Genomic DNA, 26,494 nt, shown 5'->3' on the forward strand with positions numbered 1-26,494 from the left:
ACGCCCCGCGATCTGCACTTTAAAATCACTCTAAAATCATTCTAAGGTGCAGCTTCGGCCAACCGGCGCGCTTGACCTTCATGCCCTGCATTGAAAATACAGGGCATGACCGACACCAATGACAAGCGCCCGCACATGCCGCTGGGTCTGGCCCAGCGCGGCTATACCGGCGTCATCCAGCATCTGTCCGCCCGCGAGGCGGGCTCGGCGCTCTCGGATATCGAGCTCGAGAGCCGGCTGATCGAGCTCGGCTTCGTCGAGGGCGCCCGGGTCGAGGTCCTGCATGAGGGGCTGGTCGGACGCGACCCGATCGCCGTGCGGGTCGACAGCATCACCATTGCGGTCCGTCGTCGCGAGGCCATGGCCATCATCGTCGCCTGAGCCAGCGACCGGACCCACTCACCCATGGAATCACCCCTGCTGCATCTCGCCCTGGTGGGCACGCCAAACAGCGGCAAGACCTCGCTGTTCAATGCCCTGACCGGCAGCCGGCAGAAGGTTGCGAACTATCCGGGCGTCACCGTCGAGCGCAAGGAAGGCTTCTTCGTCACCCCGCTCGGCCGCCAGGTCTCCGTGGTCGACCTGCCCGGCACCTATTCGCTGCGCGGCCGCAGCCCGGACGAGGAGATCACCCGCGACTTCGTGCTCGGCAAGGCCTCCGGCGAGACGGTGCCGGATCTCGTGCTGTGCGTGGCCGATTCCACCAATCTGCGCCTGACCATCCGCCTGCTGCTCGAACTCAAGCGCACCGGGCGGCCGATGATCCTGGTGCTCAACATGTTCGACATCGCCACGCGCCGCGGCATCACGGTCGACGTCGAGCGGCTCGCCAGGGAGCTCGGCGTGCCCGTGGTCACCTCGATCGCGGTGCGCAAGGGCGGCACCGCCGACCTGTTGGCGCTGACCGACGAGATCTCGGCCAAGCTCGCCGCCGAGCCGGGAGAGAACAGCTGGCGCGTACTCAGCGTCAGCGAGCTGCGTGCAACCCAGCGCGAAGCCGACCGCATCATTGCGGACTGCGTCGGCCTGCCTGCTCGCCCCGACACCTGGACAGCTCGGATCGACGCGATCGTTCTGCATCCCGTCGGCGGCCTCATCGTGCTGGCGCTGATCCTGTTCGTGATGTTCCAGGCGGTGTTCGCCTGGGCGCAGCCGCTGATGGACCTGCTCAACTCCGGTTTCGATGCGCTTGGCGAGTTCGTCCACGCCACCCTGCCCGCGGGCCTGCTGCAAAGTTTCCTTCAGAACGGCGTGATCTCGGGCGTCGGCAGCGTCATCGTGTTCCTGCCGCAGATCATCATCATCTTCCTGTTCATCCTGCTGCTGGAAGATTTCGGCTACATGGCGCGCGCCGCGTTCCTGATGGACCGCATCATGGGCGGTGCCGGCCTGCACGGCCGCGCCTTCATTCCGCTGCTGTCGAGCTTCGCCTGCGCCATTCCCGGCATCATGGCGACGCGCGTGATCGACAACAAGCGCGACCGGCTGACCACGATCCTGATCGCGCCGCTGATGACCTGCTCGGCGCGCATTCCCGTCTACACGCTGATCATCTCCGCCTTCATTCCGGCCAGGGACGTCTGGGGCTTCATCAACCTCCAGGGCCTCGTGATGTTCGGCCTTTACGCCATCGGCATCGCCAGCGCGCTGCTGGTGTCGTTCCTGATCAAGTTCTTCATGCTGCGCGACTTTGCGCCGGCGCCGTTCATGCTGGAGCTGCCGGACTACAAGATGCCGCGGCTGAAATCGATCGCGATCGGCGTCTACACCCGCGCCAAGATGTTCCTGGTGCGCGCCGGCACCACGATCTTCTCGATGATGGTGCTGATCTGGTTCCTGGCCTCGTTCCCGCAGCCGCCCGCAGGCGCGACCGAGCCGGCGATCGACTTCAGCCTGGCGGCGATGATCGGCAAGGCGCTGGAGCCGCTGCTCGCACCGGTCGGATTCAACTGGCAGATCGCGGTCGCGCTGATCCCCGGCATGGCGGCGCGCGAGGTCGCGGTCGCGGCCCTCGGCACCGTCTATGCGATCGAGGGCGGCAAGGAGGCGGCCGAGCAGGTCGGACAGGTGCTGGCGACGAAATGGTCGCTTGCCACCGCGCTGTCGATGCTGGCCTGGTACATCTTCGCCCCGCAATGCGCCTCGACGCTGGCGGTGATCCGGCGCGAGACCGGAAGCTGGGCCTGGATGGCCGTGACCTTCACCTACATGCTGGTGCTGGCCTATGCGGCGAGCCTCGTGACCTACAACGTCGCGGTCGCCCTGGGCGCGGGATAGACCCTCACGCAACAAGTTCGCGAAAACAACCCCATGCACAGTAGACGGGCGTTGTGAAATCAATGGCTTAGCGTGTGCTAGAGAATCCGGGCTACGGACGCCGCGCCGGTTGCACCGTCGGGGCAAAACACTGGCACGATGGCATCGTCGAAGAATTTGCAGGGACGAGGATAGAGATCCCCTGGCACGGATACCAACGACTTCTAGTATCCGTCACCCCATCGGTATTGCCACGCCAATCCGACCAGATTGAACCCGCTGCCGGTGCGGCTGTAGATACCCGTACTGGCATTGAACTTGACTGAATTTTGCCGGTTGATGGGCACGGCGACCGTGAAACCTGCCCGCAGGTTCTCTTGCTCATTGTCGCCGGGCAGACCGTTCAAGGTGGTGCGTGCCCCCTTCAGGTAAAGGCCGTCCAGCGAAAACCATGCGCCTGAATCGAGGTTGCGAATGACAGCTCCCCGAACCAGATAGAGGGGTGCCTGCGCGAGCCGGTTGCCGATGAAGAAATCCCGATTGTCGGTGAAGAATGTGACACTCGGAGCGACCTCGAAGGTCCATGGGCCCCATGCTTTGGAGATGCCGAGCTCCGGCCTGAACGACCAGCGGTTGACGCCGAGATTGAGCAGCTTGTTGTCGTCATATTGCCCCAGGGGGGCGGACACCTGGAGGCTAATGCCGACCAGAATGTCCTGCTTGTAGTTCGCGAACTCCTTCAGCGGCAATGCCGGGGCTCCAAAGAGGTTCATGGTGACGCGGAAGCGCGGGTCGCCAAAGCCATTCATTTCCCGTTCGCGCGGCACGTCCGCAACGAGGCCGTGCGCGGAAAACGTTGAGTACGGAACGATCACATCGAATTTGGCGGATTGGCCGAACAGATCGAACGACCGCACATAGGCCATTGCGCCGGTATGGGCTTCGAACTTCGTATCGGCGACCGCGAGTGATGGATCGAACGCCAGCCTGCCCTGCGAATAGAGGTAACCCGAGATCAGGAAATTGAGCCCGACCGGCGTGTTGCTGTAAAGCCTTGGCTCCGCATCCTGACCGTTTGCCTCCGCCGCGATGATGGTCGCCGCGAGGGCAAGACCCGTGCGAATACGATTGCGGATCCTGTCATTCATCTCCTGCCGCCTCGGCAACCCGATGAAGCCTGTTTCCGGCAGTCTACGCATGGCTTGATCTATCTCAATCCCCAGCACGGCCGACGACGTGAGTTGGTTCGCCTGGTCGGGCAACAAGGGAGTTGTCGTTGCCCCGCCGGATTCGCTGTGTCGGAGGTGAAAATGAAGCGAGCCGCACTCGTGACAACCATCCTCGCCCTTGGGACGATTCTTCCTGGGATGATTGCTGGAGCCGGGGCCCAATCCCAGGCCGTGCAATGTTCGTCCTACTACATTTCCGAGATCACTCTCGTATCGACCGCCGACGGCGAGGCCGGGCATGTTCAGACCTTCGTGGGGTTTGGTCCCTCCAAGGAAGAGGCAGAGAACAAGGCGCTTGGGTGGTGCTCGCACATCAGGTTCGATCTTGAGACGTGCGTGAACTCGGATCGCGCCACCGCTCGCAATTCGGCTTCGGAGGGCGGCAGTGGTTTGCTGCATCTCAAATACAGGAAGGCGGTCGCGCGCATTACCGGGTGTAGCTAAATCTGGCTGTGCCGTCTTGCGATGCTCATCTCGCGCGTCGCCGCCGCGATCAAGTCGGCCAAGGTTCGACACAACCTTTTCGGACCGCGGCGTAACGGCCCCCGCAAGGTTGATCTACATCAACGTGATCGATCCCTGGAAGAACAGGTTGAGGCCGGCGCAGAGGAAACGGCTCTCGTCACCTGCATTTCGGAAAAAGCAACCGGGAGGACCATCATGAATCCGAGAAAGCGTTTTTCGATCAAGTCCATGACAGTTTCAGGCCTGGCTGCCAGCGCCCTCCTGGGTCTCGCAGGCGTGACGCTCAATCCGGCACCGGCCGCCGCGGTCGTGTATTGCCAGTACGTTGACTATCCGGTTGGTTGCGTCGCGCGGTCGGGCGTCGTGCTGAGGCCCCGGCCCGTCGCGCGTGCTGCGGTCCGTCACAATGTCGGCGGCAACGCAAATGGCGGCGTCAATCGGGTCGGCGCGCGACGCTAAGGTCTGACCTGGGGGCCACGACCGGAGCTGGTTGCTGCGGTGTATTCATGCGCGGAAGCCGCGCAGCAGTCTTGGTTGGGCTGCACGCAGCTTCGAGCTCCGCACTTGTGTGACTCGCCTCCCCTGCCTGATACTCCGTCGGGCAAGACACTGGCCCAACGGCACCATCGAAGCTGCCCGATCCGAATATCTTTGCGTGCTTGATCTGAATCAAGCTTCGCTCGCGCAACGAATCCGAGAATGGCGCAACGTCGTCGCAAACTGGGCCCATTTGGGGGGCACGGAGCGACTGGGATGCCGCTTTTGGCGTATTTCTGGAAGGTCGGAGCGGCGCTGCTCGCGCTCCTCTTCGTTGCGGACTTTTGTCTGCCGAAAGTGCCGATCGCGGAGAAGGCGGTTGAGGACCGGCCGGCGATACACATTCACTCGGATCGCAAATGGCCCGAGCGCGTGGCCCTCGACACCAGCATGCCGGTCATCGTCGCAGCAGCGCCCGAAATCGCAATCGCGCAGGCCACGGCTCTCCCCGTCCCTCCGGAGCCACCGATCGTCCGGGCGGAGACGCTCGCAGTTGCCAATGCACTCGCCATGGTACGCACGGGTCCGCCTCCGCGCGAGGCCGTCGATCGGCAGCGGAGGCCCAAGTCCCAACGCATCGCAAAGCGATCGAAGCGACATGCGCCGCCGCAAATGGTTCTGGCCGCGCGGCAGGGACAATTCGCCTGGTTCGGGTATAGGTACTGGTAGACCGCGCGACGTCAGATGCGCTGCGCCTGACCATGAACCTCAATGCGCCCGGCGCCCGGCGACGACCCGGACGCCGATGCCGATGGCATCTATTGGTACAAGGCGCAAACGCCTCCCTGCCAGCGAACACATCGACGCACCGCCCGGCGCGTCTGGCGGACCGTCGTCCTTGCGACGCATACGCCGTTGATCCGCGTTCGTCCCACGCCGCAAGCAGCCGCAACCGGCGTGATCATGCTCTCCGGCTGAGGAATCGGAGCAGGCGTCATACCTTGGGCCGAGGTCCCGACCAGCAAGGCGAAAGTCACGATAGCGAGCCACCTCATCATTGTGAGTCTCCTTTCGTCGAAGGATGAAGGCCTGTCCGACAGTCTCCAGCCGCATTGCCATCCTGCACCGACGGTTCCAGCAATCTCGGCGTCGAAGGCTGCGGCAGGAACGGAGGCGGCGAGCGGCCGCCTCCTTCTGCAGTTTCCTATTGGCAAACATACATGATGCCGTCGCCGCCCTTGACGAGCGTGCCCGGCGTGCAACCAATGCCATTGCGAGCGGCATAATCCGCCCAACCACTATAGCGGTAGTTCCAGGGGCCACCGGCGTAATAGGCTCGCACCGCGTACCAGGGCAGGCCCGCCTGGTCCGCGATGTAGCCGCCGCGATAAAGCGGCCCAACATAGATCCTATCTCTTGCTTCGGCGCTGCTGATCGAAAGCGACAGCCGGCCCTGCTCGGACCAACTCAATGACATCGAGGCTGCGCACGCGAACGCGGCAGCCGCCACTGTCAGTCGTTTTGCATCCATATTCGCCTCCATAGGCTGGTGAGATCCAGCATGCGGAGCGTGAAAAGCGTTCGAGCGTCGATATTGCGCTAGATCAAGCTGCGACCCTTTCTCACACAGGCATATGCTCTTCATCGCGCCGCCCGCCCGCGGATCGACGGCCGACAACGAACGCACGAGGGGAAGATGGCGACAAAGGAGCGGCTGCGACTGAGCCTCAACGGCTGGCTGCACACGCTGTTGACATTCCTGCTGATTCTATCGTCTTCGTGCTTGCGCCCTCGCAGGCCACCGGGTTGTTTGCTCTTCACGGAGGGGCGATCACCATCCTGCTGGCGGTCATCGCGGGCATGGCGATGATCTCGTAGAGCAAGACAGCGCTTCTCATGATGTCGCTCGCGCTGCTCATCAACATCTCCGTCTTCTTCGAGCGCGCTATTACTATGCGTGGCCTTACAACCTTCACCTTCTGGCGCGGGCCCGGCTGGTGATCGCGGCGACTCTCGGTTTCGTGGTCACGAGAGCGGTGTTTGGCCCAGGCTATGTCAGCCACCACCGGATCGTCGGCGCCGTACTGGTCTATCTGCTGATTGCTGTTGGATTTGCCTGCATATTCACGTTTCTGGGATTATCGATCGACGGTGCATTCAAGGGAATCGAATTCGAGGATGACCGCTCGCTCGCGAGCAAGGTCTTCTATCTCAGCTTCGCCACGCTGATGACGACCGGATATGGCGATATCGTACCGGTCCATCCCTGGGCGAGAAGTCTCTGCAACATCGAAGCGGTGATCGGGCAACTCTATCCGGCAACGCTCCTGGCAAGACTCGTCACGCTCGAACTCGGCGAGCAGAAGCGACCCATTGACCGATGATGTGCTGCCGAACGCAGCACTTGCCTGTTACTTGGTACAATGCACGTTAGTACGATAGTCACCGGTTCCCGCTTCGAACAAGCTTGATTACGGCCAGAACGAGGCGGCGCGACCCCCGAGTCTCACGCGCTGCGACTGACAAACCCGATCGTCATGAGATTGAGGAGTTGGTCCGATGCTGATGCACTTGACCTCGGCTTCCCTGCCCCGCCCGCATTCTCTCAGTGAACTCGGAATGATCGCGGACTCCAATCCGATGATCAGCCTGAGCGAGTTCAAATACCGGCGCGGTAGCGAGATCTACGGCGAGAAGGAGCCCGCCGAGTATATCTACCAAGTCAAGTCGGGGACGGTACGAAGCTACAAGCTGCTGCCCGACGGACGCCGGCAGATCAACGCATTCCATGTCCCCGGCGACATCTTCGGATTGGAGAACGGCGGGGTGCATCGCTTCACGGCAGAAGCCGTGGTGGACACGACCGTGCGCCTGATCAGGCGCGAGAGCCTCGACAGTGCCGCCGAAAATGACGGCGCGCTGACCAGGAATCTGCTCCGCATGGCCACGACGAATCTTCGGCATGCGGAGAACCACATGCTTCTGCTCGGGCGCAAGAGGTCGATGGAGCGGGTTGCCGCCTTCCTGATCGAAATGAACGGACGGCTCACTGCCGCAGGTATCCTGGCGCTGCCGATGACCCGGCGCGACATCGCGGATTATCTCGGCCTGACGATCGAGACCATCTCGCGGTCGCTGTCGTATTTGCGCGAGCTCGGCATCCTCCGCTTCATCGACAACAACCAGCGTCACCTCGTCATCCTGGACATGCAGCAACTCGCGGCATTCGACCGGCAGAATTGACGGCGAAGGCGGCTGAATCCCAGCGATTGATCGGGGGACGCAAAGAGAAGGCCCCGGGCGATGCCGGGGCCTAAGTTCACTGGGAAGACTCAAGATCAATAGCGAGCTGCGACCGGCGCCCCGTAACCGCCGAAGCGGTAGTTCAGCCGAAGCGTAACCATGTCCACATCCTGGCTAACCCCGCTGCCGGTGAGGACGAACCCGCCAGGCGTGACGAGGCCTGCGTATCCGAAATTGTCACGCCCCATCCAGAGATGGTCATACTCGATGCCGAACGACCAGTTCGGTGTGAAGCCGTATTCCCAGCCGACACCCAGGGCACCGCCCCAGCGCGTATGACCTGCCGAAGCGAGGCCAACCCCCGTGACGTTATTGAATACATCGAAGCGGTTGCGCGTCACGGCGGCGCCGCCCTTCACGTAGAACAGCGAAGCGTTCCATGCCCAACCGATTTGCGCAGTGAGCAGCCCAATGCCGTCGATCTTGCCAGTGGTCGAGATCAACGGATCGATCAGGCTGACGCGCGTGTTCTTGATGTCGGCCCAGTCGCCCTGCGCCTCGAGGCCGAACACAAATTGATTGGTTTGCCAGCGGTACCCGATCTGTCCACCGACGAGGCCTCCAGAGCGATCGGCGCAGCCACCTGCTACCGTCCCGACGGTCGTGACGAAGTCGACGCAACCATGGCTCTGCCCCCAGCCGCCGTTCGCACCAATGTAGAATCCACTCCAGCTGTAGACCGCCACCACCGGTGCCGGCGGCGCCGCCTTGACGGCCATGTCAGCTGCCTTGGCAGATGGAGCCGCCAAGCTCAGCGCCGCGAAACCAATCGCAGCTATCGTCAACTTTTTCATCTAGTCCCCCCTTTGCTTAAATATCTTCCGTCAGAAGCGAGGCCTTTGTGCAGGCTGGCGTCCACAAATGCTGCGAACAACCTGCAGTTTACGCAGGCGCCGGCTTTCGGCCGTAACAAAATGGCAACACTCAAACGCTCTACTCTATGCACGGAATCGTGCTTAGCGGCGTTTGAAACTGCAAGCGTTGAGCTGAAGTTGCCATCCCTCATCGGCATCGCGAATGCCGGGAACGGCGCATCGTGTCGGGTTGCTGGAGCAGGCGAACTACCTGCTCACGGCGAAGACGTCGTGATTGCCGCATCCAGCCGTCAAGGCCGCATTGAGCCAGACAAACCGACGTCGGCCTCCGGGGAATCGCTCGCGGTCCAGTTTGGACCCGACACCGCTTAAAGAGAATGGTCCGCCGGCATGCGACAATGCCTGTCCCTGGGAACTTGATCTCCGTTCAAGAGTTCCTCGTATGGACCTCGTTCGGTCCAGCCCCCTGGGCTTGGGCGCCCGCGGCAAGTGCGGGCTTTCGGAAAGACTTTCGCAAGGGGGTTCAATGACCGGTCCATCCAAGGCTGCTGCAGACAGCGAGCTCAAGGATTTGCCGAGAGTGTCCACGGGCAGCGAGGGCCTGGACGATATCCTCGGCGGCGGTTTCGACGCCAACCGGATGTACCTCTATGAAGGAAGGCCCGGCACCGGCAAGACCACGATAGCACTTCAGTTTCTGCTCCGAGGCGTGCGCGACGGTGAACGCGTCCTCTATATTTCCCTCTCCGAGACTAAACGCGAGCTCACCGTGGTCGGACAGCGGCACGGCTGGTCGCTGGAAGGCGTCGACATCTTCGAACTGGTGCCGCCCGAAACGACGCTGGATCCCGAGCGAGAGCTCACGGTGTTTCATCCCGCCGAGATGGAGCTGAACGAAACCACCAATCTCGTCTTCAAGGAAGTCGAACGGATCAATCCGACGCGCGTGGTGCTCGACAGCCTGTCCGAACTCCGGCTGCTTGCCCAGAACCCGCTACGCTACAGGCGCCAGGTGCTGGCCCTGAAGCATTTCTTCACCACCCGCAATTGCACGGTCGTCCTGCTCGACGACCTCTCATCGTCCCAGGACGATCTGCAACTGCATTCGATCGCGCATGGCGTGGTCATGCTCGAACAGCTCGCGCTCGACTACGGCGCGGAGCGGCGGCGGCTTCGCGTGATCAAAATGCGCGGTATCAAATTTCGCGGCGGCTTCCACGACTTCATCATTGATAGAGGTGGTCTAAAGATCTTCCCCCGTCTGGTGGCGGCCGAACATCACAGATCCTTCCTCGGAGAGTTCACGACGAGCGGCAACGCCGAATTCGATCAGCTTCTCGGAGGCGGCCTCGAGCGCGGCACCAATGCGCTGCTCATCGGCGCAGCCGGCGTGGGTAAATCCTCGGTCGCCCTGACCTACGCAATCTCGGCGGCCCAGCGCGGCGAGCATGCCGTCTTTTTTGCCTTCGACGAAGGTCGCGGCACGGTTGAAGCGCGCGCGCGGACACTCGGCCTCGGGCTCGAGCAGCACCTCGAGTCGGGCCGAATCCGCTTCCAGCAAATCGATCCGGCCGAACTCTCGCCCGGCGAGTTCGCGGCGAATGTGCGCGCGAGCGTCGAACGCGACAATGCCCGCATCGTCATCATCGACAGCCTGAACGGCTACCTGAACGCGATGCCGGACGAGCGGTTTCTCATCCTGCAAATGCACGAGCTCCTGAGCTACCTCGCGCAGCAAGGCGTGCTCACGATCTTGATCCTTGCGCAACATGGGCTGGTCGGGCCGACGGATACCAATCTCGACATCAGCTATCTCAGCGATGCCGTTCTCATGCTGCGCTATTTCGAACTCGGCGGGACCGTGCGCCGCGCTCTCTCGGTGGTCAAGAAGCGCAGCGGACATCACGAGCATACGATCCGCGAGTTCAGACTGACGCATTCAGGCATCAAGCTCGGTCCGCCTCTCAAGGATTTCAGCGGCATCTTCACCGGCACTCCGCACTATACCGGACCGGCGATGTCGTCGGAAGGGGCCGCTGAATGAGCGTCGAGCGAGATCAAAACGTTCTCGTCTTCGCTCCGATCGGCCGCGACGGACCTGCAACTGTCGAGTTGCTCAGAGGATCGAGCCTGCAGGCCGTCAACTGCAGAGATCTTCCCGAGCTCGTCAGCGAGATCGCCGCCGGCGCCGGTGCCGTTTTCCTCGCCGAGGAAGCCTTGTTCGGCAAGGACACGGCATCGCTGGCACAATGGATCGAGAACCAGCCGCCCTGGTCCGACCTGCCTTTCGTCGTCCTGACCAGCCACCGCGAGCAACCGGCCGTCATGGCCTGGCGGCGCAACATCGTCGCGCTTCTGCGCAACGTTTCGCTGCTCGAGCGGCCGGTGCAGCCGATGACGCTGACCAGCGCCGTTCAATCGGCGTTGCGCGCACGGCGGCGCCAGTACGAAATCCGGGCCCTGCTCGCCGCGCGCGAGCAGACGGCGCAGGAGCTCGAGAAGCTGGTGGTGGAGCGGACGCGGGCGCTGGAGGAAGCCAACGAGCAGCTTCGCCTCGAAATGAAGGAGCGCGCCCGGGTCGAGGAGACGCTCCGCCAGGCCCAGAAGATCGAGGCCATCGGCCAGCTCACCGGCGGCGTGGCGCATGACTTCAACAATCTGCTGATGGTGATCTCCGGCGGCCTCGACTTGCTCGACCGCCAGACCGACCCGAGCCGTCGTCGCCGCCTGATGGACGGCATGATCCAGGCCGCGCAGCGCGGCGCCAGCCTGACCAAGCAGCTACTGGCGTTCTCGCGCCGGCAGACGCTTCGTCCCGAGCCCGTCGACATCGCCACGCAGATCGGCGGCATGCGCGAACTGCTCGATCGAAGCCTGCGGGGCGACGTCCATGTCGAGCTCGATTTTCCGGATCAGCTCTGGGCGGTGGAGGTCGACCCGGGCGAGCTCGAGCTCGTCATTCTCAATCTGGCCGTCAATGCCCGCGATGCGATGCCCAATGGCGGGACCATCACCGTCCGCGGCGAGAACCTGCCCGACCTGCGTGATGCGGACATTGCGGGCGACTACGTGCGGCTGTCCGTCATCGATACCGGCGTCGGCATGGGTCCGGAAATCCTGTCGCGGGTCTTCGAACCGTTCTTCACGACGAAGGACGTCGGCAAGGGATCCGGCCTTGGGCTGGCGCAGGTCCACGGCTTCGCGACCCAATCGCGCGGAACGGTCCGCATCAAATCGCAAGTCGGCCATGGCACCAGCATCGAGCTGTACCTGCCTCGCTCGCGAAATCTCGCCTCCAAGCAGCGCCACCTGATCGAGCTCAACAGGATGACACGTCCGAAGAAGGACGGCCAGGGCCAGATCCTGCTGGTCGAAGACGACGACGAGGTCGCCGCCCTCGTCGGCGAGATGCTTGATCAGCTTGGCTACCAGGTCACACGGGCCGCCAGCGCTGCAGCTGCACTCGGCGCGTTGGCCGATGGACGTACCGTCGATCTGGTCTTTTCGGACATCATGATGCCGGGCGGCATGAACGGGGTCGAACTTGCACGAGAGATCAGGAAACGGCGCAGCGACGTCCCAGTCGTGCTGACCAGCGGATATGCGGAAGCGGCGATTCAGGAGGCCGAAGCGGCGGGTATCCAGATATTGGCGAAACCGTACCACCTCGACGAGCTGGCCGCGGCCCTCAGCGCGGCAAAGCCGGACGGTCGATCCGAGTCGGGGTCGAAGCGCCTGGGTTCTCTGCTGGGCTCGTGAATTCGGCCTTTGTGCCGGTACGATCTCCGCGCCCATCCCCGACGTCGCTCTCCGGCTCGCTCTGCGGCTCTCGGATCAGCACTGCCGGTTCGTCATAGCCTTTGCGGCTGCTGTAGAACACCAGCGCCATCAGGCCGACGCCGACGACCAGGGAGAACACGACGCCGAGCGCCAGCGCGGCATAGCCCGCCTCCGGCACCTTGGTGTCCGTGCTGAACCAGCCGAAATAGCCGAACGCGATGGCGCCGAGGAGCATTGCACACAGCACCGCGATGACCAGCCATCTGGCGAGCCGGCCCTCGCGCGGGCCGGTCGGGGTGGGTTCTCCGGAGGTGCTGGTCATGGAGATCTCCCGAGAGCACGCGCGTTGCGCGGCCGTCGCATGACGCTACGGCGCCGTTGCCTTGGTTGCGATCGCATGCAGGGCGCCGGTCATTGCGGTGATGGCAGCCTTCGCCGGCTCGCCCACACCATGACGTCCCGCAAGATAGGCCGGGTCGTTGTAAGACAGCCAGGTCGCACCTTGCTCGTCCTGCCAGACCAGCGCCTTGAGCGGCAGGTCGATGCCGATGGTCTGCGCCTGCTGCATCAAGGGCGTGCCGCCCTTGGCATTGCCGAAGATAATGAGATCGGTCGGCCGCAATGGCAGGCCGACCGCTGCGGCGCCCGCCGCGTGATCGACATGCGCGAACACGGTGAGACCCTTGGCCGTCACTTCGGTCTCCAGCCGCTTCATCGTGTCTGCGGGTCCGAAACTGCTCTTGATGGTGATGAGTCCGTCTGTGGCCATTGCCTGTGTCTCCCATGAACATATCGCTGCGATCAGAGCGAGGATCCCGATCAGTCCCGAAGGCCTCATCACCCGCTCACTTCTTCCGGAACAGCTTGGCGGGGTCGAATTCAGGCTCAGGAATGAAGCCGTCGCGATTGGGCATCCTGATCTTCGGCAGGCTTTCCTTGTCGACCTTGCCGTCCGCAGGAACGATGCCGTTGAGGCTCAAGATGTAGGCGGTGACGGCGTAGGTCTCGTCGGTGCTGAGCGAGCCCGGGGTCGGATACGGCATCGCGCGATGGATGTAGTCGAACAGGATTGTTGCATAGGGCCAGAAGCTGCCGACGGTTTTCACCGGCGTGTTCGAGGCGAGCGTGCCCTGTCCACCGGCGAGACGATCCTTGATCCCGCCCTGGCCGTTGTCGCCATGACAGGCCGCGCAATTGTCCGCAAAGATCTGCTTGCCCTGTGCTGCCGTGCCGCTGCCGTCAGGCAGGCCCCTGCCGTCTGGCGCGACGTCGATGTCCCACAGCTTGATTTCGGCGGGCGTCGCTGGACGGCCGAAATCGAATGCCAGCGCGGGTCCCGCGAGCAGAGCGACGGCGAGAATGCCGGCAAGAAACAGCCTGTCATGCGAGGACATTGCGGACCCTCCCGGCTTCGTCGATGCTCCAGGTCTGCTGAGCGTTGTAGTGAAACAGGGCATTGGTGCCCATCGCGGCAATGAAGGACTGCCGGTCCGGCTGGACATTGCCCTTCTCGTCAGTCGAGCGGCTCACGATCCTGGTCGGCTTGCCATCCCAGACCCAATCCATCTGGAATCGGACCTGCGCCTTGGACAACACCGGCTGGCTCAATTGCGCCGCCTTCCATGTCTTGGCGCCGTCGGTCGAGACCTCGACCTTGGCAATCCTGCCGTGGCCGCTCCAGGCCAGGCCGGAGATGCGGTTATAGCCCGGCTGGATCTGCATCATGCCCGACGGCTGCGTGATGACCGAATTGGTCTCCATCCTCAACTGGAACTGCCGTGCCTTGCCGTTCGCAAGCAGCTGCGTGTAGCGCGCGGTCTCCCAGCGCGTCATCCAGGGCTCGTTGCCGAACTTGAGGCGGCGCAACCATTTGATGTTGAGGTTGCCCTCGAAGCCCGGCATCACCAAACGCATCGGAAAGCCGTGCGCGGGCCGGAGCGGCTCGCCGTTCTGCCCATAGGCGACAAAAGCCTCGTTCACGATCTCCTCGGTGAGCGGAATGCTGCGGTCGACGCCCGCGCCGTCTCCTCCCTCCGCCAGCATCCAGGTCGAGCCCTTGTCCTTGGCGACGAGATCGATCAGGAATTTCAACGGCACGCCGGTCCATTCGTTGGTGCTGACGAGGCCATGGGTGTTCTGTACCGTCAGATCCGGATCGGCCTTTTTCCAGTTTTCCCATCCATTGCCGGTGCATTCGATGAACACCACGCGCGTGACCGACGGCATCCGCTTCAGGTCCTCGACATTGAGGATCAGCGGCTTTTGCACCTTGCCGTGAATGAGCAGCCGATGCTGGGCGGGGTCGATATCGGGCACGCCGGAATGGCTGCGCTCGTAATGCAGATCGGTTGGCGTGATATTGCCGACCAGCTTCTGGTGCGGCGTCTTGGAGTTGATGGCATCGCCCGGGTCGACATTGCGCTTGCCCGGCGCGGCCTCGGGAATCCGATCGAGCTTGGCGAAGCGGGACCGTTCGCTGTGCGCGCCGAGATCGGCCCCAGGCCCACGATCGGGGACATCAGCCAGCGTCTCTGCCCGGGCCGCCTCGCTCGCCGCCGCCCCCAAGATGCCCGCAGACAGGCCCCCCACGAAGCCGCGACGAGACACGCGCGCGGGTCGTGGCAACGATTCGCTTTCTGTCTTGGACGTCATACGATCTCCCGTCGATAATCGTGCTTTTTGGAAATGCCGTCCGGATTCATCCGGTGACATCGACCGAACGCCGCCAGACCTACCGATCAGCTTGTTTGGGAGGCCATCGGCAGTGCCTCGTCCGCGATGACTCGATGATTTGTTTGTGGTTTAGAGGCACCTGCCACTGCGCGTAATAGCCGGGCGGATCGACGTCATGTCCGCGCGGATCAGGAGTGCCCAATGCCGGGGACCGAGACGAACGAGCTGTTGAAGGCGATGGTCCCGCTGTTCAGAATCCGTCCGGTGATCGACGATTCCTGTCGATTCGGCGGCAGCTGGGAGTCGTTACACGCGCCGAACGGCAGGGGATGGGCACAATTCCACATGGTGACGCGCGGCTCTTGCCTCGTGGAAAGGCCGGGCCTGAGCTCGCAGCGGCTGGACGCCGGCGACATTCTGCTCTTGCCGCACGGCGACAGTCATCTGGTCCGAAGCCGGGAAAACGGTCTCGCAGGGAGGATCTCGACCGAGATCAGGAACGGTGTTCGCGAGCGCACGACGGTCGAGGCCCCTGCCGACACCGAGTTGCTGTGCGGCCGCTTCCTGTTCGAGATGGCGGATGACAACCCGCTGATTGCAGCCCTGCCCGATGAAATCGTCGTGCGCACGGCGGGAAAGCCGCACCTCGAACGGTTTCGGCACCTCCTGGTCGACATCCGCTGGGAACTCGATGCTGGACAAGTTGGGGCGGAGATCGTCGCGGGCGATCTTGCAAGGGCCCTGTTCGTCATGATGCTCCGCGATCACCTTGCGGATATCGACTCCGGCAATCATACGGTCTCGCTGTTGCGGGACCGCGCGACCGCACGCGTGGTGCTGGCGATCCTCAATGATCTTGCCCGGGCCTGGACGCTCGAGGAGATGGCGGCAGTCGCCATCTCCTCGCGGGCGACGCTGGTACGTATCTTTCGAAGGCGTGCAGGGATCGCGCCGATGACGTTCCTGTCCGATCTGAGAATGGCGATCGCGCGTCAGCGGCTGGCTGGCACCTCCGATCCGATTGCAAAGATCGCCAGCGACGTCGGGTATGCGTCCGAAAGCGCCTTGAGCAAGGCCATCATGCGCAGATACGGCATGCGCCCTGGCGCGCTGAGGATGGCAGAACCGGGGCGTGACAACGATCGGGACCAGCGGCTTCGCGCCGGCTGAACCTTCGGAGAGACTGCCAGATGATGGCGGCGTCGCTACGGCTTCCTACCTGAAATATCCCAGCACGAGGTCGAGGTCCGCGCTACGCGCCACCGTGCCGTTCAGCTCGGCGTCGATGACGCGGCGGCAGGCCTCGATCGCGGCGTGGTCGCCGAGATCGTTGGCGGCTTCCAGCACGAGCCAGGCGGCGTCGACCGACGCCTTGTCCGGCGCACCGCCACCGAGATCGGCGGCGGCCACCTTGTTGACCTTCTTGCGAACCGCGGTGCCGAATTGAGGCAACATGGCAGACACTCCCCTCTTCAGTGGACCTGTCAATGGACTTGAAGTTCGGGCTGACGGCCCGCATCGGCACCCACGCTGTTCTTGCGCGACTGGTAGAACTTCAGGATGCTGCGCGAGGTCTCGATCTTGAGCCGGCCATACTCGCGCTCATTGTCCTGGAGCTCGCGCGCCGTGATCAGATGATCCTTGGCGCCGAGGAACAGCAGGGACATCGTCGTATCCCAGGAGAAATCGAGCGCCTTGCACAGCACCAGGATCATCTCGCGGTTGCGGTCCATCAGCGCGCGCTCGATCACGTCGACCGGCAGCGCCGACAGCAGCGACAGGCCGATCTGCACCTCGTCGAAGCGGTGCTGGCGCGCATAGTTCGAGATCGAGTCCTGGTTGAGATTGCCCTGACGGTACTGTGTCGTCACCACGCGCTTGGCGACGAAATAGCTGCGCGAGGACGGGCCGAACTTGGACTGAAGATCGCCGGTGACCTCGGTCACCGAGCTCTGGATCTGCGCCATCATCTCGGGCCGCTCGGTCTCGAGCCGGCGGCGGACGTCTTCGGAGGCTTTCGAGATCAACTGCTGGAAGATGTGGCGCGGCACGTCCTTGCGCAGGCCAAGCTGCTCGGCGAGAATCGAATCGCCCTCGGCCCGGCGAACCATGTGCAGCAGGCCCGAGCCGGAGAAGCGCGCGCCCTCGTTCTTCGCAACCGATGTCACGACCTCCTGGTTGCCGCGCTTGACCAGCACGTCGGTCACGGCCTCGCCGATCGACTGGCGCTGGGCGATCGCGAGCAGATGCGCCTGGCCCTTGGTCATGGCACTCTCGACCAGCATCTGCTCGTTGATGCGGGTGGAGTCGCGCAGCACGGGACCGGCGACCTCGATCTCGTCGTCGAGGGCAAGCTTTTCGATAACGTTGAGCGGGGCGTGATCGCACGCCGACATGACTTCCGAGAGCTGCGCGCGCGCGGCGACCTCGATCTCGTCGGCGAGCCGGCCGATGACGTCGCCGAACATGCTGATCTCGTCGTCGCTGTAGCGGCCGGTGATCAGGATGTCGGTCGCATGCCACAGCGCCCGCGCCCGGCTTTCGTCGGTGCCGCGCGCGATCGCGTCGTCCAGATCCTGTAGCAGCGTCTTCGCCCCGTCCATCTCGATAACCCCAATTCTTGTGGCAGCTGTCCCGCCGCTCGTGGCGAGACATCGGATTCCTCAGGAACCGACATTAGGGATCAAACGCGAGAATTCAGTAAAATCGGCAAATCAGTTTTGCCGACCAGAATTCATTCAAATGCGAGGGAATGAATTTACCGGCAGGTGAAAGCTTGCACTTGCGGAATGAACCTCGAGACCTTGTCTCCCCGGGCAGACGACCTCGATCTCACGGATTCTGCGGCGTCAGTACCAGCGGCGGCCTCGGCTTGGGCTTGGCGGGCGCTGGACCCGGGGCCGGCTTGACGTCGATCGGCGGCGGCAGCGGGGCAAGCTGCTGACTTGCGAGCGGCGGGCTCGTGGCTGGCGGGCTTGGAGCAGCGGGAGCGGCTTGCGGCGGTTTCGGCGCCGGCGCGGGTCTCGATTCCACCTTGGGCTTTGCCGGCATGCGGCGCGGATCCTGGCCCGGCAGCGGCACATTGGCCGGCGCCTGCTCGGGTGCCGCATCGGGCGAGACCAGCGTCGGCAGCGCGGCGGTGGCCGGCGGCGGCTCGCCGCGCTCGATCGCATCGAGCCGGCGCGTTTCACGGTCGATCGTGCGCACTGCGAGCCAGGAGGACAGCGGCGCAAGATCGACAGTGCGGTTCAGCTTATCGGGAGGACCTGCCGCGAACAGCTGGATCTCCGGCGGAGCGCCGGAGAGCCCGTTCATGATCGGCGTCAGGCTGGCGCGGATATCGGCCTGGTCGGCGGGGATGTCGTAGCCGCCGGAGACGATGGCGCGGGCGTTCTTGGCTTCCAGCGGCGTCGCGCCGACACGCAGGCGGCCGTCGCGGATCGTGAACGGGATCTGCGCCGAGGCCACCTTGATCGGGCCGGCCGACAGCGCCGGCTCGACCAGCTGCCGCAGCCTGTTGTCGTCGGCAACCTGGCCACCGTCGCTGGCGCGAATGGCGATCTCGAAGGCGCGCGGATTGAGGCCGGTAATCTCGGCAGCATCGAGCGTCACCGTGCCGTTGCCGGCGAGCGCCCCGGTGAGGGCCGCGACGCTGCGCCCCTGGCTGGTCAGCGCCATCTGCACCGAGGCGCGTCCCTTCGGCAGCGAAAGATCGCGGAAGCGCAGCGTGGTCGCATCGACATTGCGCAGCTCGATGCGGGTATTCACCGTCAGGCCACCCGCGCCATTGCGGGCATCGAGGCTTGCCGACATATCGCCGCCGCCGACATTGCCCTTGAGCGCATCGAGCGCGAGCGACTGGCCGTCGCTCCGGATCGTGCCGCCGACGGGGCGCAGCTCGATGCCGCCGGGCAATGTGCCGCGCAGCGCCTGGAAGACGATGCGGCCGCGCCAGCCACTGACGAGCCCCGGGCTCAGAGGCTCGCCGGACTCACGTCCGGCAGCGCCGATGGCCATCGCGAGCGCGGGCGCAAGATCGAGCGTATCCAGCCCCACCTCGCCCTCGACACTCCTCTCCTGATCGAGTGTCACGGTGAGATGGCCGCGCAGATGCGAGCCGGCCGCGCTGCTGTCGAGATCGTCGAAGGTCAAGCGATTGCCTGAGAGCCCGACGCGGGCGGACAGGCTGACGTTCTGCGCGGACTTGTCGGTCGCGCTGGTCCCGAGCAGCGGCGCCAGATTGGCGTTGCGGACGCGCAGGCTGGCGCTGCCCTTGGACGCCGGCCAGTCGAAGCTGCCTTGCGCATCCGCGTCCAGCCCGCCGCCGCTGAGCTTCGCGTTCACCTGCAGCGGCCGCCGAAAGGCGCCGGTCATCTTGCCTTCGAACTGCGAAGCGCCCTCGCCCGCGGCCACCACGCGATCGAGACCGAGCAGCGCCAAGAGCGCGCCGGCCTGCGGCGTCGATGCTTTCGTCTCGAGCGTGAAGTCGCTGTTGCTCACCTTCTCGATGTCGACGCCACCAATGGCGGCCGACGGCATCTGCGCGGCCAGCGTCGCGCTCGCCTTGAGCTGCGGCGCGTCGAGATCGAACACGACGCGGGCGTTGCTGCGATCGGCATGTTCGGCGTTCTTGTCGAGGCTGAGGTCGAGCTTGAGGCGGGTTGCGCCTGGCAGCGCCGGGATGGCATCGAACCGTGCACGCACGGCGGGCGAGAACGGCTCGATCAGCGCCGTGAGTTCGCGCAGCGAATTGGCCGACGATTTCAGCGCGAACTTGCCGGTGGCATGGGTGCGATCGAAGCTGCCGCTCGCCTCCGTGGTGACGCCGCCGGCCTGGCCAAACCGCAATTGCTCCAGCGACAGCGCCGCCGGACCGTAGCCGAGCTTTGCCGCGAACGGCCGCAGCTCCTGACCGGCGGAAACGGCGCGGCCGATATCGAGCGACAGCTTGGCCTCTTCCGGCCATTCGCCTTGCGGCCCCGCGAGCGCGCGCACGAAGCTTGCGGCAGCGTCGAGGTCGAGACGGTCGGCCTTGAGCTCGGCATCGATCCGCGAGCCCTTGCTCGCGCCGCTCTGGACGAAGGCGATGCGTCCCTCCACCGCGCCGCCTTCGATCTCGGCCTTCAGCCGGTCGATGGCGAGATGGTTGGCGGCGATGGTCACCTCGCCGGCAAGGCGCAGCGGCCGCGTGCTGCGGCGGTTGACCTCGCTGCGGCCCTGAAGCCAGGCCACCAGCGTATCGGGGTCGGAGGATTCGACGCTGAGGCGGCCGCTGAAGCTGTCGGCGCCGGGCGTCGCGCCATTGAGCGAGAGCTGCGTCATGCCGGGCGCGCGCAGTTCGAGCCGCCGGAAGGTCCAGGAGCGTCCGTCGGTCTGAAGCTCGGCGGTGATGTTCTGGAGCGGACGGCCGCCGAGCATGATCTGGTCGGAGTTGAACTCGATCTGCGCCGGGATCGGCGCCTGCGGGATCGCGGCCAGTCCTGCGCGCAGCGCCTGCAGCACGCGCTGCGGCTGGGCATCGTCAGTGGCGGTGCCCTTGACTGCATCCTTCGCAGCATCCTTCGCAGCATCCTTGGCAGCCAGCTTGTCGGCATCGACCTGCCGCGCCGACAGCACCGTGCGCAAGAGCGGCGAGGCGCCGAATTTGAGGTCGCCGACGCCGCCGAGCTTGAGTGCGGCGTCCTCCGCGCCGAAGCTGGCGTCGATTTGCTCGAATTTGGCGCCGGCCGGATCTGCCTTGAGCCTGGTCGTGAGCTTCCAGGGCATCGGGCCCGCCTCGCCCGCCTTCTTCGTCGCGGGCACGGCAAGGGTCAGCGCCCCGTCGAATTTCGGCAGCCGGTTGTCGAAGGCGAGCACGCCGTCGAGATCGGCGAGGATCGCGCGCTCGCCCGGATCGATGTTGAGGTGAAGGCGGGTCGCGTTGCCGTCGGCGCTCGGGCCGGAGGAAATGCGGAACGGGTAGCGCACCCCGCTGGCGCTGAAACTGCCCTCGCCGCGGACCGCGCCGGCCAGCGAGCGCACGTCACCGGAGAAGACGATGTCGTTCAGCTCCAGCGTCGAACGGCTGGCGGCATCGTGCAGCGCGATGCGGCCGGTCAGATTGAGCCGCTCGATGGCGAGCGAGGCGAGATTGAAGGTGCCGCTCGCGGTCGACGGCAGATCGACCCGCCCGCGCGCATCGAGCCCGAGATCGACCGCCATGCCGCCCACCGACAGCTCGGTGGCGCGCCATTCGCCGCGCATCAGGGAGCCGAGGCTGAACTCGACGTCGAGCTTGTCGGCGCGTACGCGGCCGGGATCGTTGTTGCCGCCGAGGGTGACCGAACGCAGCCGCAAGGTCGGCGCCGGCAGGAGCCGTGCGTCGAGCTCGCCCGCCACCCGCACCGGCACGCCGATGATCCTGGTCGCCTCCGCCTCGAACTGGGGCCGAAACTGGTTCCAGTCGATGAAGTAAGGCCCGATCAGCGCGGCCAGCAGCGCAATGATGAAGGCAATCGCCAATCCGAGCAGCGTCGTCTGCACGGGTCTCCCCTCGGCCAAACCGGCACCCGGGCCAAACCCAGGCCCTGCAAACCTTGGCCTTGAGGCTTCAGGCGCGCCGGAACAGCCCCTTATATAAGGGGAAGTGTGGCGAAGTCACAGCGACTGTTGCGCGCGGAGGTTAACTGCTCGCGCCCTCACCAGCTCGCCGGCAGGCGCGTCAGGCCGCGCAGCACGAAGGTCGGCCGCCACTGCGGGTTCTCGACGTCGTCGATGCGCAAATCCGGTAACCGGCGGAGCAGCGTGGCGATGGCGATCTCGGCCTCGATGCGCGCCAATTGGGCGCCCAGGCAGAAATGGATGCCGCCGCCGAACGACAGCGGCTTCACGTTCTGCCGGGTGACGTCCAGCCGGTCGGGCCGGTCAGGATAGACCGCCGGATCGCGGTTGGCCGAGCCGAGCAGGCAGAGCACGGTCTCGCCCTTGGGGATCTTCGCGCCGCCGAGATCGTCGATGTCCTCCAGCGCGACGCGCCCGGTCATCTGCACCGAGGAATCGTAGCGCAGGAATTCCTCGACCGCGCCCGCCATCAGCTCGGGCCGCGCCTTCAGGAGCGCGAGCTGGTCCGGATTGCGGTGCAGCGCCAGGAGGCCGTTGCCGATCAAATTGACGGTGGTCTCGTGGCCGGCGCCGAACAACAGGATGATGTTGGCGGTCAGTTCCTCGTTGGTGAGCTTGTGGCCGTCCTCCTCGGCCTGCACGAGCTGGGTGATGAGATCGTCGCCGGGATTCCTGCGGCGCAGCTCGAACAGCTGCTGGAAATACATCTGGGCCATCAGGTTGCCCTCGTTACCCTTCTTGATCTCCTCCGGAGACAAGGGCACGGGGTCGAGCAGCCGCCCGCCGTCGCGCGAGCTCTTGTAGAAGACCTCGCGGTGCTCCTCGGGAATGCCGAGCATCTCGCAGATGATGGTCACAGGCAGGCGGAAGGCAAAATCCTCGATCAGGTCCATGTGGCCGCGGTCGATCACGGCATCGATGGTCTGGTCGACGATCTCCTGGATGCGCGGCCGCATGTCTTCGACGCGGCGCGCGGTGAAGGCCTTCACGACCAGGCCGCGCAGGCGGGTATGGTCGGGCGGATCGGCCTGCAGCATCCAGTGGCTCATGCTGCGGAAAACCGGCTCGTCCATGATCTTTTCGCTGTAGCGGCGCTTCGAACGCTCGACGAAATCCTTGCCGAAGCGCCTGTCGCGCAGCACGAGGCTGACATCGACGTGGCGGCTGGTGACGAACTGGCCGAACGGCGTCACATGGATCGGATCGATCGTGCGCAGCCGCTCATAATGCGGATAGGGATCGCGGATGAAATCCGGCGACAGCGGGTTGAACAACGGACCGCCGCTTGTGCCTTGGTTCGCGGGTTGCGCTTGCTCGTTCATGGTGACCTCAGACCGGTTGCCGCATGACACGAATACGCAAGGTCGCCCCAAGAACCCGGCGTAACCATCCCTTCGAAAGATCAACTCGATACATTGTTGTATCGAGTTGCATTTTGCCCTAAACTGCTCCGATGTCAAGGGTGAGAACCAGGCCGACCAGGGACGATACGCGCGACAAATTGTTCGAGGCGGCCGCGCGCGTGTTCGAGGAGGACGGTATCGGCGGCGCCAGCATCGAGGCGATCGCGACGGCCGCGGGTTTTACCCGCGGCGCGTTCTACTCCAACTTCAAGAGCAAGGACGAGCTCATCATCGCGATGCTCGAGGACCATGTCGAGCAGTCGATCCGCCGAAACCTCGACATCCTCGCACAGCACGACAATCTCGACGATTTCATCGCCGCGTTGAAGACGATGGACCGCAGCAGGCAGGACCCGCTCGGCCGCTCGCCGCTGCTGCACATCGAGATGATCCTGTTCGTCGCGCGCGCCGAGAAGCGCCGCCCCGAGCTCGCCAAACGCCTGCGCGCGCGGCGCAAGCTGGTTGCCGACATCGTCGAGGCGACGTTGAAGGGCAAGGCGAAGGGCGAGGCGCTGAACCCGCCTTGGATCGCCTCCGTGGTGCTGGCGCTGGAAGACGGCTTTCGCCTGCACCGGCTGATCGATCCCGAGACGACGCCGGCCGACAGCTTTTTGCGCGCGATCACGGATTTGCGCCGGAGGACCGGGCTGGCGGCGGAGTGAAGTCGCTGGAGGCTTAGGCCGGCACGCTTGCGGCGGCCGGCAGACGACCGCGATGCGAGAGCACCAACAGGGTCATCACCAGAGCTAGATTCAAGAGGCCGGCGGCGGAGCCAATCGCGAAGGCCGTCATATAGCTTCCGGTCAGGTCGAAGGTCGCGGCGCCCTGATATCCGCCAAAAGCGTGGCCGATCCAGGCAAATGCGAGAATGATTCCCATCAGGGCACCGCGCTGTGCCGGCGGCGTCAAGGCACGTGCGGAGACCAGCACGCTCGTCATGACGCCGGCGTAAGCGAAGCCGTACACGATCGAAAAGATCAGGAAGCCGCGAAGCGACGTAAACTGCGTGAAGGCCAGGACGCCGGCGGTCTGGAGCGATGAGGCCACCGCCCACGATGACAGCGGGCCGATCATGTCGCACAGCTTGCCATAGGCGATCCGACCGGCGATGGCGGCGAGTAGCATGGCGAGCATGACGCCACCAGCATCGGTCGCGGGAATGCAGAGGCCTTGAATGAGAGGCATCAAATGCATGAGCGGCACCGCCATGCAGGCGCAGCAAAAGAACACCGCCACGCTGAGGATGGGAACGGCAAGCGTCGATCGGATCGGAGGGGCTTGGGCCGCGCCACCTCCGGACGACGACGCCGGCGCATCGCGCATGAACGCGGCCAGGGGCAGAAGCATCGCGAGAACGGCCGCTCCCAACGCAATCATCGCGCCGCGCCAGCCAAAGCGCTCGATGAGAAATGCGGAAAGGAAGGGTACGCCCCCCTGCCCAACAGCCTGCCCCGCGGCGGCAATACCGATCGCGAGACCCGCCGAAGTCGGGAACCAGTTTCCGACCGTCGCGAAAATCGGAGCGAACAGCGCGCCTCCGCTAAATGCACCGGCGAGAAAGAAGATCACATAGAGCTGCCAGACCGCGTCAGCATGGGCCGTCAAAAGCAGACAAGCCCCCATCGCGGTCACAGCGATCAGACAGATCGGCCTGATGCCGAGGCGATCGGAAACGAATCCCATGATCACGCTTCCGACCGCGATCCCGACAAGTCCAAAGCTGTTGATCGCAGCAATTTCCGAGCGTCCCCAACCCTCGGCGGCCTCGATCGGGACGAAAAAGGCCGTGAGGCCGTTGACCAGGGTGCCCATGATCAGCGCAAGCATCAGGGCCGCGGATCCCGTCACGTACCAGGCTCGATATCGCAACATCTCACGACCTTCCTGCATCGATCGGTCCAATTGCGCCCAATCATGACGGGCGCGCAGCAGAAAGCCCTTGAGAAAACCTTGATTTGTGACTGAGGTGCCCCTGATATTCGCTGTGCCGGCGCGAATCCAGAGGGGCATATCCAAGCCGATACTCGCCCATCAGCACATGGTGGCTGCAGACCTTGTCGTCGGCTAACCTACTCGGCGGTTCGACCCTGGAGCTTGTGCAGCCGGCCGGCCACGGCCCGTACCTTGCCCGGCGCCGCCTGCCAGATCGAGAGCGCCGACAAGCCGCTCATGATCATGGCGATGCCGAAGGCGAGCGTATAGTCGCCGGTGCGATCGTAGAGAAAGCCGGTCACCCAGGGCCCGGCCGCACCGCCCGCCAGCGCGGCCAGCATGATCGTTCCGAAGATGCTGCCCTGGTGCCTGCCCTGGAAGATCTCGAACACCACCGCGCCCATGATCGAGGTGAGGCCGTAGCCGAGCGGGCCCTGCGTGAACACCATGAGATAGACCAGCCACAATGACGGCTGGAACTTCAGCGCCATCAGCGCGGCGAAGCAGATCGCAAAGCCGGCGCAGCTGATCGCCCAGACCCATTCCCGTCCGATCCGGTCGGAGACATGGCCGAGCAGAATCTGGCCGGGAATGCCCAGCAGGCTGACGATGCCGAGCGCCCACACCGCGACGCCGGGACTGAAGCCGATGTCGAGCAGGAATTTGGTCTGGTGCACCTGCACCGCGTACCAGATGTACAGGCCGCAGAAATAGCCGAACGCGATCCACCAGAACCGCGCGGTCGCGACGGCGCGTTTCAGCGTCCATTCGGTCTCGACCCAGACGGGATCGACGATGTTGGAGACGGCCTTTGCCGCTCCCGCGGCCGGAGCTGCATCGCCGTCCGGCTGCAGGCCGATATCCTCGGGGCGCTTGCGCAGCAGCACATTGATCGGCGCCAGCACGATCAGGACGAGCAGCCCCATCGCGGTGCAGGCGGTACGCCAGCCGGTCTGTTCGATCAAGTGCTGCACCCACGGCAGCAGCGTCACCGAACCGATGCCGACGCCGGCAAAGGCGATGCCGATGGCAAAGCCGCGCTTGCGGATGAACCAGTTCGGCAGAAACAGCGACTGGCCGGAATAGCCGAGGCATACCGAACCGGCGCCGACCATGACGCCGATGGTGACATAGAGATGCCAGGGCGCGCTGGTGAGCGGGGCAAGCAGCAGCCCGCCGCCCATCAGCACGACGCCGAGCTCCATCACCGCGCGCGGGCCAGCGCGATCCATCAGGCGGCCGATCAACGGGCTGACGATACCCGACACCACGAAGCCGAAGGAGAAGGCGCCCGCAGTGACGCCACGCTCCCAGCCGAATTCGGAGATGATCGGCGGAAAGAACAATGAAAAGGCCGTGCGCGCGTTGACGCCGATGGCCATGGTGACGAAGGTCACGGCGACCACGACCCAGCCGTAGAAGAACGGAAGCCGCATGTTTGTGTGTTTCATCCCTGGACGATCCTACCGACCATCCGGGGATGCCGGGGTCAAGCGAATTTCGCGCATGCCTCGTGAGCGGGAGGGCGATCGCGTTTGAGAGCCGCTCTTCTGCGGCCATC

Annotated in this window: 25 protein-coding genes; 12 read left to right on the plus strand and 13 right to left on the minus strand. The window is 64.4% G+C overall.

Translation table 11 applies throughout. The features are described 5' to 3' along the window. Positions 1-105 precede the first annotated feature (105 nt). Together HAP40_RS30000 and feoB are read left to right on the plus strand one after the other, a co-directional pair. Positions 106-381 (plus strand): FeoA family protein, encoded by a 276-nt coding sequence (locus HAP40_RS30000; RefSeq protein ID WP_166814392.1) that lies wholly within the window; start codon positions 106-108, stop codon positions 379-381. Positions 382-405: 24 nt separating this feature from the next. Then, complete coding sequence (gene feoB / locus HAP40_RS30005) at positions 406-2,277, plus strand: ferrous iron transporter B (protein ID WP_166814391.1); 1,872 nt, start codon at positions 406-408, stop codon at positions 2,275-2,277. Positions 2,278-2,480: 203 nt separating this feature from the next. Here feoB and HAP40_RS30010 read toward each other — a convergent pair whose 3' ends face one another. After that, positions 2,481-3,521 (minus strand): transporter, encoded by a 1,041-nt coding sequence (locus HAP40_RS30010; protein ID WP_246741247.1) that lies wholly within the window; start codon positions 3,519-3,521, stop codon positions 2,481-2,483. A 45-nt stretch (positions 3,522-3,566) separates the two neighbouring features. On the opposite strand from HAP40_RS30010, the gene HAP40_RS30015 reads away from it, so the two are divergent. From HAP40_RS30015 to HAP40_RS30030, 4 genes are all read left to right on the plus strand, one after another. After that, entirely contained in the window at positions 3,567-3,929 is a 363-nt protein-coding gene (locus HAP40_RS30015; RefSeq protein ID WP_166814390.1) for a hypothetical protein, read from the plus strand. Positions 3,930-4,145: 216 nt separating this feature from the next. Next, positions 4,146-4,409, plus strand: coding sequence for a hypothetical protein (locus HAP40_RS30020; protein ID WP_166819285.1), 264 nt, complete (start codon positions 4,146-4,148; stop codon positions 4,407-4,409). A 294-nt stretch (positions 4,410-4,703) separates the two neighbouring features. Continuing rightward, positions 4,704-5,156 (plus strand): hypothetical protein, encoded by a 453-nt coding sequence (locus tag HAP40_RS30025; RefSeq protein WP_334270725.1) that lies wholly within the window; start codon positions 4,704-4,706, stop codon positions 5,154-5,156. A 42-nt stretch (positions 5,157-5,198) separates the two neighbouring features. After that, positions 5,199-5,405 (plus strand): hypothetical protein, encoded by a 207-nt coding sequence (locus HAP40_RS30030; protein ID WP_166814388.1) that lies wholly within the window; start codon positions 5,199-5,201, stop codon positions 5,403-5,405. 226 nt (positions 5,406-5,631) lie between these two features. On the opposite strand, the gene HAP40_RS30035 is transcribed toward HAP40_RS30030, so the two are convergent. Beyond that, a complete protein-coding gene (locus HAP40_RS30035) occupies positions 5,632-5,958 on the minus strand; it encodes a hypothetical protein (RefSeq protein ID WP_246741246.1) in 327 nt (108 codons plus the stop codon). A gap of 466 nt (positions 5,959-6,424) precedes the next feature. On the opposite strand from HAP40_RS30035, the gene HAP40_RS30040 reads away from it, so the two are divergent. Next, positions 6,425-6,811 carry a potassium channel family protein gene (locus tag HAP40_RS30040; protein WP_246741245.1) on the plus strand — a complete coding sequence of 129 codons (387 nt, stop codon included), beginning with the start codon at positions 6,425-6,427 and terminating at the stop codon, positions 6,809-6,811. A gap of 175 nt (positions 6,812-6,986) precedes the next feature. Next, a complete protein-coding gene (locus HAP40_RS30045; protein WP_166814386.1) occupies positions 6,987-7,670 on the plus strand; it encodes a helix-turn-helix domain-containing protein in 684 nt (227 codons plus the stop codon). A 95-nt stretch (positions 7,671-7,765) separates the two neighbouring features. On the opposite strand, the gene HAP40_RS30050 is transcribed toward HAP40_RS30045, so the two are convergent. Beyond that, a complete protein-coding gene (locus HAP40_RS30050) occupies positions 7,766-8,524 on the minus strand; it encodes an outer membrane protein (protein ID WP_166814385.1) in 759 nt (252 codons plus the stop codon). Positions 8,525-9,071: 547 nt separating this feature from the next. Between HAP40_RS30050 and HAP40_RS30055 the strand changes: the two genes are divergently transcribed. Continuing rightward, positions 9,072-10,589, plus strand: coding sequence for an ATPase domain-containing protein (locus HAP40_RS30055; RefSeq protein WP_166819284.1), 1,518 nt, complete (start codon positions 9,072-9,074; stop codon positions 10,587-10,589). Further along, complete coding sequence (locus tag HAP40_RS30060) at positions 10,586-12,304, plus strand: response regulator (protein WP_166814384.1); 1,719 nt, start codon at positions 10,586-10,588, stop codon at positions 12,302-12,304. Before HAP40_RS30055 ends, HAP40_RS30060 begins: the two co-directional genes overlap by 4 nt. Here the strand turns inward: HAP40_RS30060 and HAP40_RS30065 are convergent. From HAP40_RS30065 to soxC, 4 genes are read right to left on the minus strand one after another with little or no spacing between them, the layout of a single operon-like run. Continuing rightward, complete coding sequence (locus HAP40_RS30065; protein ID WP_246741244.1) at positions 12,234-12,647, minus strand: hypothetical protein; 414 nt, start codon at positions 12,645-12,647, stop codon at positions 12,234-12,236. The genes HAP40_RS30060 and HAP40_RS30065 overlap by 71 nt on opposite strands. Before the next feature lie 45 nt (positions 12,648-12,692). Further along, positions 12,693-13,163, minus strand: coding sequence for a DUF302 domain-containing protein (locus tag HAP40_RS30070; protein ID WP_166814383.1), 471 nt, complete (start codon positions 13,161-13,163; stop codon positions 12,693-12,695). Positions 13,164-13,170: 7 nt separating this feature from the next. Continuing rightward, positions 13,171-13,719 (minus strand): c-type cytochrome, encoded by a 549-nt coding sequence (locus tag HAP40_RS30075; RefSeq protein WP_166814382.1) that lies wholly within the window; start codon positions 13,717-13,719, stop codon positions 13,171-13,173. Further along, positions 13,706-14,977 carry a sulfite dehydrogenase gene (gene soxC, locus HAP40_RS30080; RefSeq protein ID WP_166814381.1) on the minus strand — a complete coding sequence of 424 codons (1,272 nt, stop codon included), beginning with the start codon at positions 14,975-14,977 and terminating at the stop codon, positions 13,706-13,708. Before soxC ends, HAP40_RS30075 begins: the two co-directional genes overlap by 14 nt. 222 nt (positions 14,978-15,199) lie before the next feature. On the opposite strand from soxC, the gene HAP40_RS30085 reads away from it, so the two are divergent. Continuing rightward, positions 15,200-16,168 (plus strand): AraC family transcriptional regulator, encoded by a 969-nt coding sequence (locus tag HAP40_RS30085; protein WP_166814380.1) that lies wholly within the window; start codon positions 15,200-15,202, stop codon positions 16,166-16,168. Between the two features lie 45 nt (positions 16,169-16,213). Here HAP40_RS30085 and HAP40_RS30090 read toward each other — a convergent pair whose 3' ends face one another. The 4 genes from HAP40_RS30090 to HAP40_RS30105 all read right to left on the minus strand — a co-directional run bounded on the left by HAP40_RS30090 (position 16,214) and on the right by HAP40_RS30105 (position 22,920). Then, positions 16,214-16,453 (minus strand): hypothetical protein, encoded by a 240-nt coding sequence (locus HAP40_RS30090; RefSeq protein WP_166814379.1) that lies wholly within the window; start codon positions 16,451-16,453, stop codon positions 16,214-16,216. A 29-nt stretch (positions 16,454-16,482) separates the two neighbouring features. Then, positions 16,483-17,601, minus strand: coding sequence for a DUF2336 domain-containing protein (locus tag HAP40_RS30095; RefSeq protein ID WP_166814378.1), 1,119 nt, complete (start codon positions 17,599-17,601; stop codon positions 16,483-16,485). Positions 17,602-17,830: 229 nt separating this feature from the next. Then, on the minus strand, positions 17,831-21,520 hold the full coding sequence (locus HAP40_RS30100; RefSeq protein WP_166814377.1) for an AsmA family protein: 3,690 nt from the start codon (positions 21,518-21,520) through the stop codon (positions 17,831-17,833). Between the two features lie 155 nt (positions 21,521-21,675). Beyond that, complete coding sequence (locus HAP40_RS30105; protein ID WP_166814376.1) at positions 21,676-22,920, minus strand: cytochrome P450; 1,245 nt, start codon at positions 22,918-22,920, stop codon at positions 21,676-21,678. A 131-nt stretch (positions 22,921-23,051) separates the two neighbouring features. Between HAP40_RS30105 and HAP40_RS30110 the strand changes: the two genes are divergently transcribed. After that, positions 23,052-23,663, plus strand: coding sequence for a TetR/AcrR family transcriptional regulator (locus tag HAP40_RS30110; protein ID WP_166814375.1), 612 nt, complete (start codon positions 23,052-23,054; stop codon positions 23,661-23,663). Between the two features lie 13 nt (positions 23,664-23,676). Here HAP40_RS30110 and HAP40_RS30115 read toward each other — a convergent pair whose 3' ends face one another. Both HAP40_RS30115 and HAP40_RS30120 read right to left on the minus strand, forming a co-directional pair. Then, positions 23,677-24,873 carry an MFS transporter gene (locus tag HAP40_RS30115; protein WP_166814374.1) on the minus strand — a complete coding sequence of 399 codons (1,197 nt, stop codon included), beginning with the start codon at positions 24,871-24,873 and terminating at the stop codon, positions 23,677-23,679. Positions 24,874-25,070: 197 nt separating this feature from the next. Continuing rightward, complete coding sequence (locus HAP40_RS30120; protein ID WP_166819283.1) at positions 25,071-26,369, minus strand: MFS transporter; 1,299 nt, start codon at positions 26,367-26,369, stop codon at positions 25,071-25,073. Positions 26,370-26,494: the final 125 nt, after the last annotated feature.

The sequence above is a fragment of the Bradyrhizobium sp. 1(2017) genome, assembly GCF_011602485.2.
GTDB lineage: Bacteria > Pseudomonadota > Alphaproteobacteria > Rhizobiales > Xanthobacteraceae > Bradyrhizobium.

Bases quoted from the DNA above. Each gene is read 5' to 3' on its own strand.
- HAP40_RS30000 (WP_166814392.1), top strand. From the start codon at position 106: ATGACCGACACCAATGACAAGCGCCCGCACATGCCGCTGGGTCTGGCC.
- feoB (WP_166814391.1), top strand. From the start codon at position 406: ATGGAATCACCCCTGCTGCATCTCGCCCTGGTGGGCACGCCAAACAGC.
- HAP40_RS30015 (WP_166814390.1), top strand. From the start codon at position 3,567: ATGAAGCGAGCCGCACTCGTGACAACCATCCTCGCCCTTGGGACGATT.
- HAP40_RS30020 (WP_166819285.1), top strand. From the start codon at position 4,146: ATGAATCCGAGAAAGCGTTTTTCGATCAAGTCCATGACAGTTTCAGGC.
- HAP40_RS30025 (WP_334270725.1), top strand. From the start codon at position 4,704: ATGCCGCTTTTGGCGTATTTCTGGAAGGTCGGAGCGGCGCTGCTCGCG.
- HAP40_RS30030 (WP_166814388.1), top strand. From the start codon at position 5,199: ATGCGCCCGGCGCCCGGCGACGACCCGGACGCCGATGCCGATGGCATC.
- HAP40_RS30035 (WP_246741246.1), bottom strand. From the start codon at position 5,958: ATGGATGCAAAACGACTGACAGTGGCGGCTGCCGCGTTCGCGTGCGCA.
- HAP40_RS30045 (WP_166814386.1), top strand. From the start codon at position 6,987: ATGCTGATGCACTTGACCTCGGCTTCCCTGCCCCGCCCGCATTCTCTC.
- HAP40_RS30050 (WP_166814385.1), bottom strand. From the start codon at position 8,524: ATGAAAAAGTTGACGATAGCTGCGATTGGTTTCGCGGCGCTGAGCTTG.
- HAP40_RS30055 (WP_166819284.1), top strand. From the start codon at position 9,072: ATGACCGGTCCATCCAAGGCTGCTGCAGACAGCGAGCTCAAGGATTTG.
- HAP40_RS30060 (WP_166814384.1), top strand. From the start codon at position 10,586: ATGAGCGTCGAGCGAGATCAAAACGTTCTCGTCTTCGCTCCGATCGGC.
- HAP40_RS30065 (WP_246741244.1), bottom strand. From the start codon at position 12,647: ATGACCAGCACCTCCGGAGAACCCACCCCGACCGGCCCGCGCGAGGGC.
- HAP40_RS30070 (WP_166814383.1), bottom strand. From the start codon at position 13,163: ATGAGGCCTTCGGGACTGATCGGGATCCTCGCTCTGATCGCAGCGATA.
- HAP40_RS30075 (WP_166814382.1), bottom strand. From the start codon at position 13,719: ATGTCCTCGCATGACAGGCTGTTTCTTGCCGGCATTCTCGCCGTCGCT.
- soxC (WP_166814381.1), bottom strand. From the start codon at position 14,977: ATGACGTCCAAGACAGAAAGCGAATCGTTGCCACGACCCGCGCGCGTG.
- HAP40_RS30085 (WP_166814380.1), top strand. From the start codon at position 15,200: ATGCCGGGGACCGAGACGAACGAGCTGTTGAAGGCGATGGTCCCGCTG.
- HAP40_RS30090 (WP_166814379.1), bottom strand. From the start codon at position 16,453: ATGTTGCCTCAATTCGGCACCGCGGTTCGCAAGAAGGTCAACAAGGTG.
- HAP40_RS30095 (WP_166814378.1), bottom strand. From the start codon at position 17,601: ATGGACGGGGCGAAGACGCTGCTACAGGATCTGGACGACGCGATCGCG.
- HAP40_RS30105 (WP_166814376.1), bottom strand. From the start codon at position 22,920: ATGAACGAGCAAGCGCAACCCGCGAACCAAGGCACAAGCGGCGGTCCG.
- HAP40_RS30110 (WP_166814375.1), top strand. From the start codon at position 23,052: ATGTCAAGGGTGAGAACCAGGCCGACCAGGGACGATACGCGCGACAAA.
- HAP40_RS30115 (WP_166814374.1), bottom strand. From the start codon at position 24,873: ATGTTGCGATATCGAGCCTGGTACGTGACGGGATCCGCGGCCCTGATG.
- HAP40_RS30120 (WP_166819283.1), bottom strand. From the start codon at position 26,369: ATGCGGCTTCCGTTCTTCTACGGCTGGGTCGTGGTCGCCGTGACCTTC.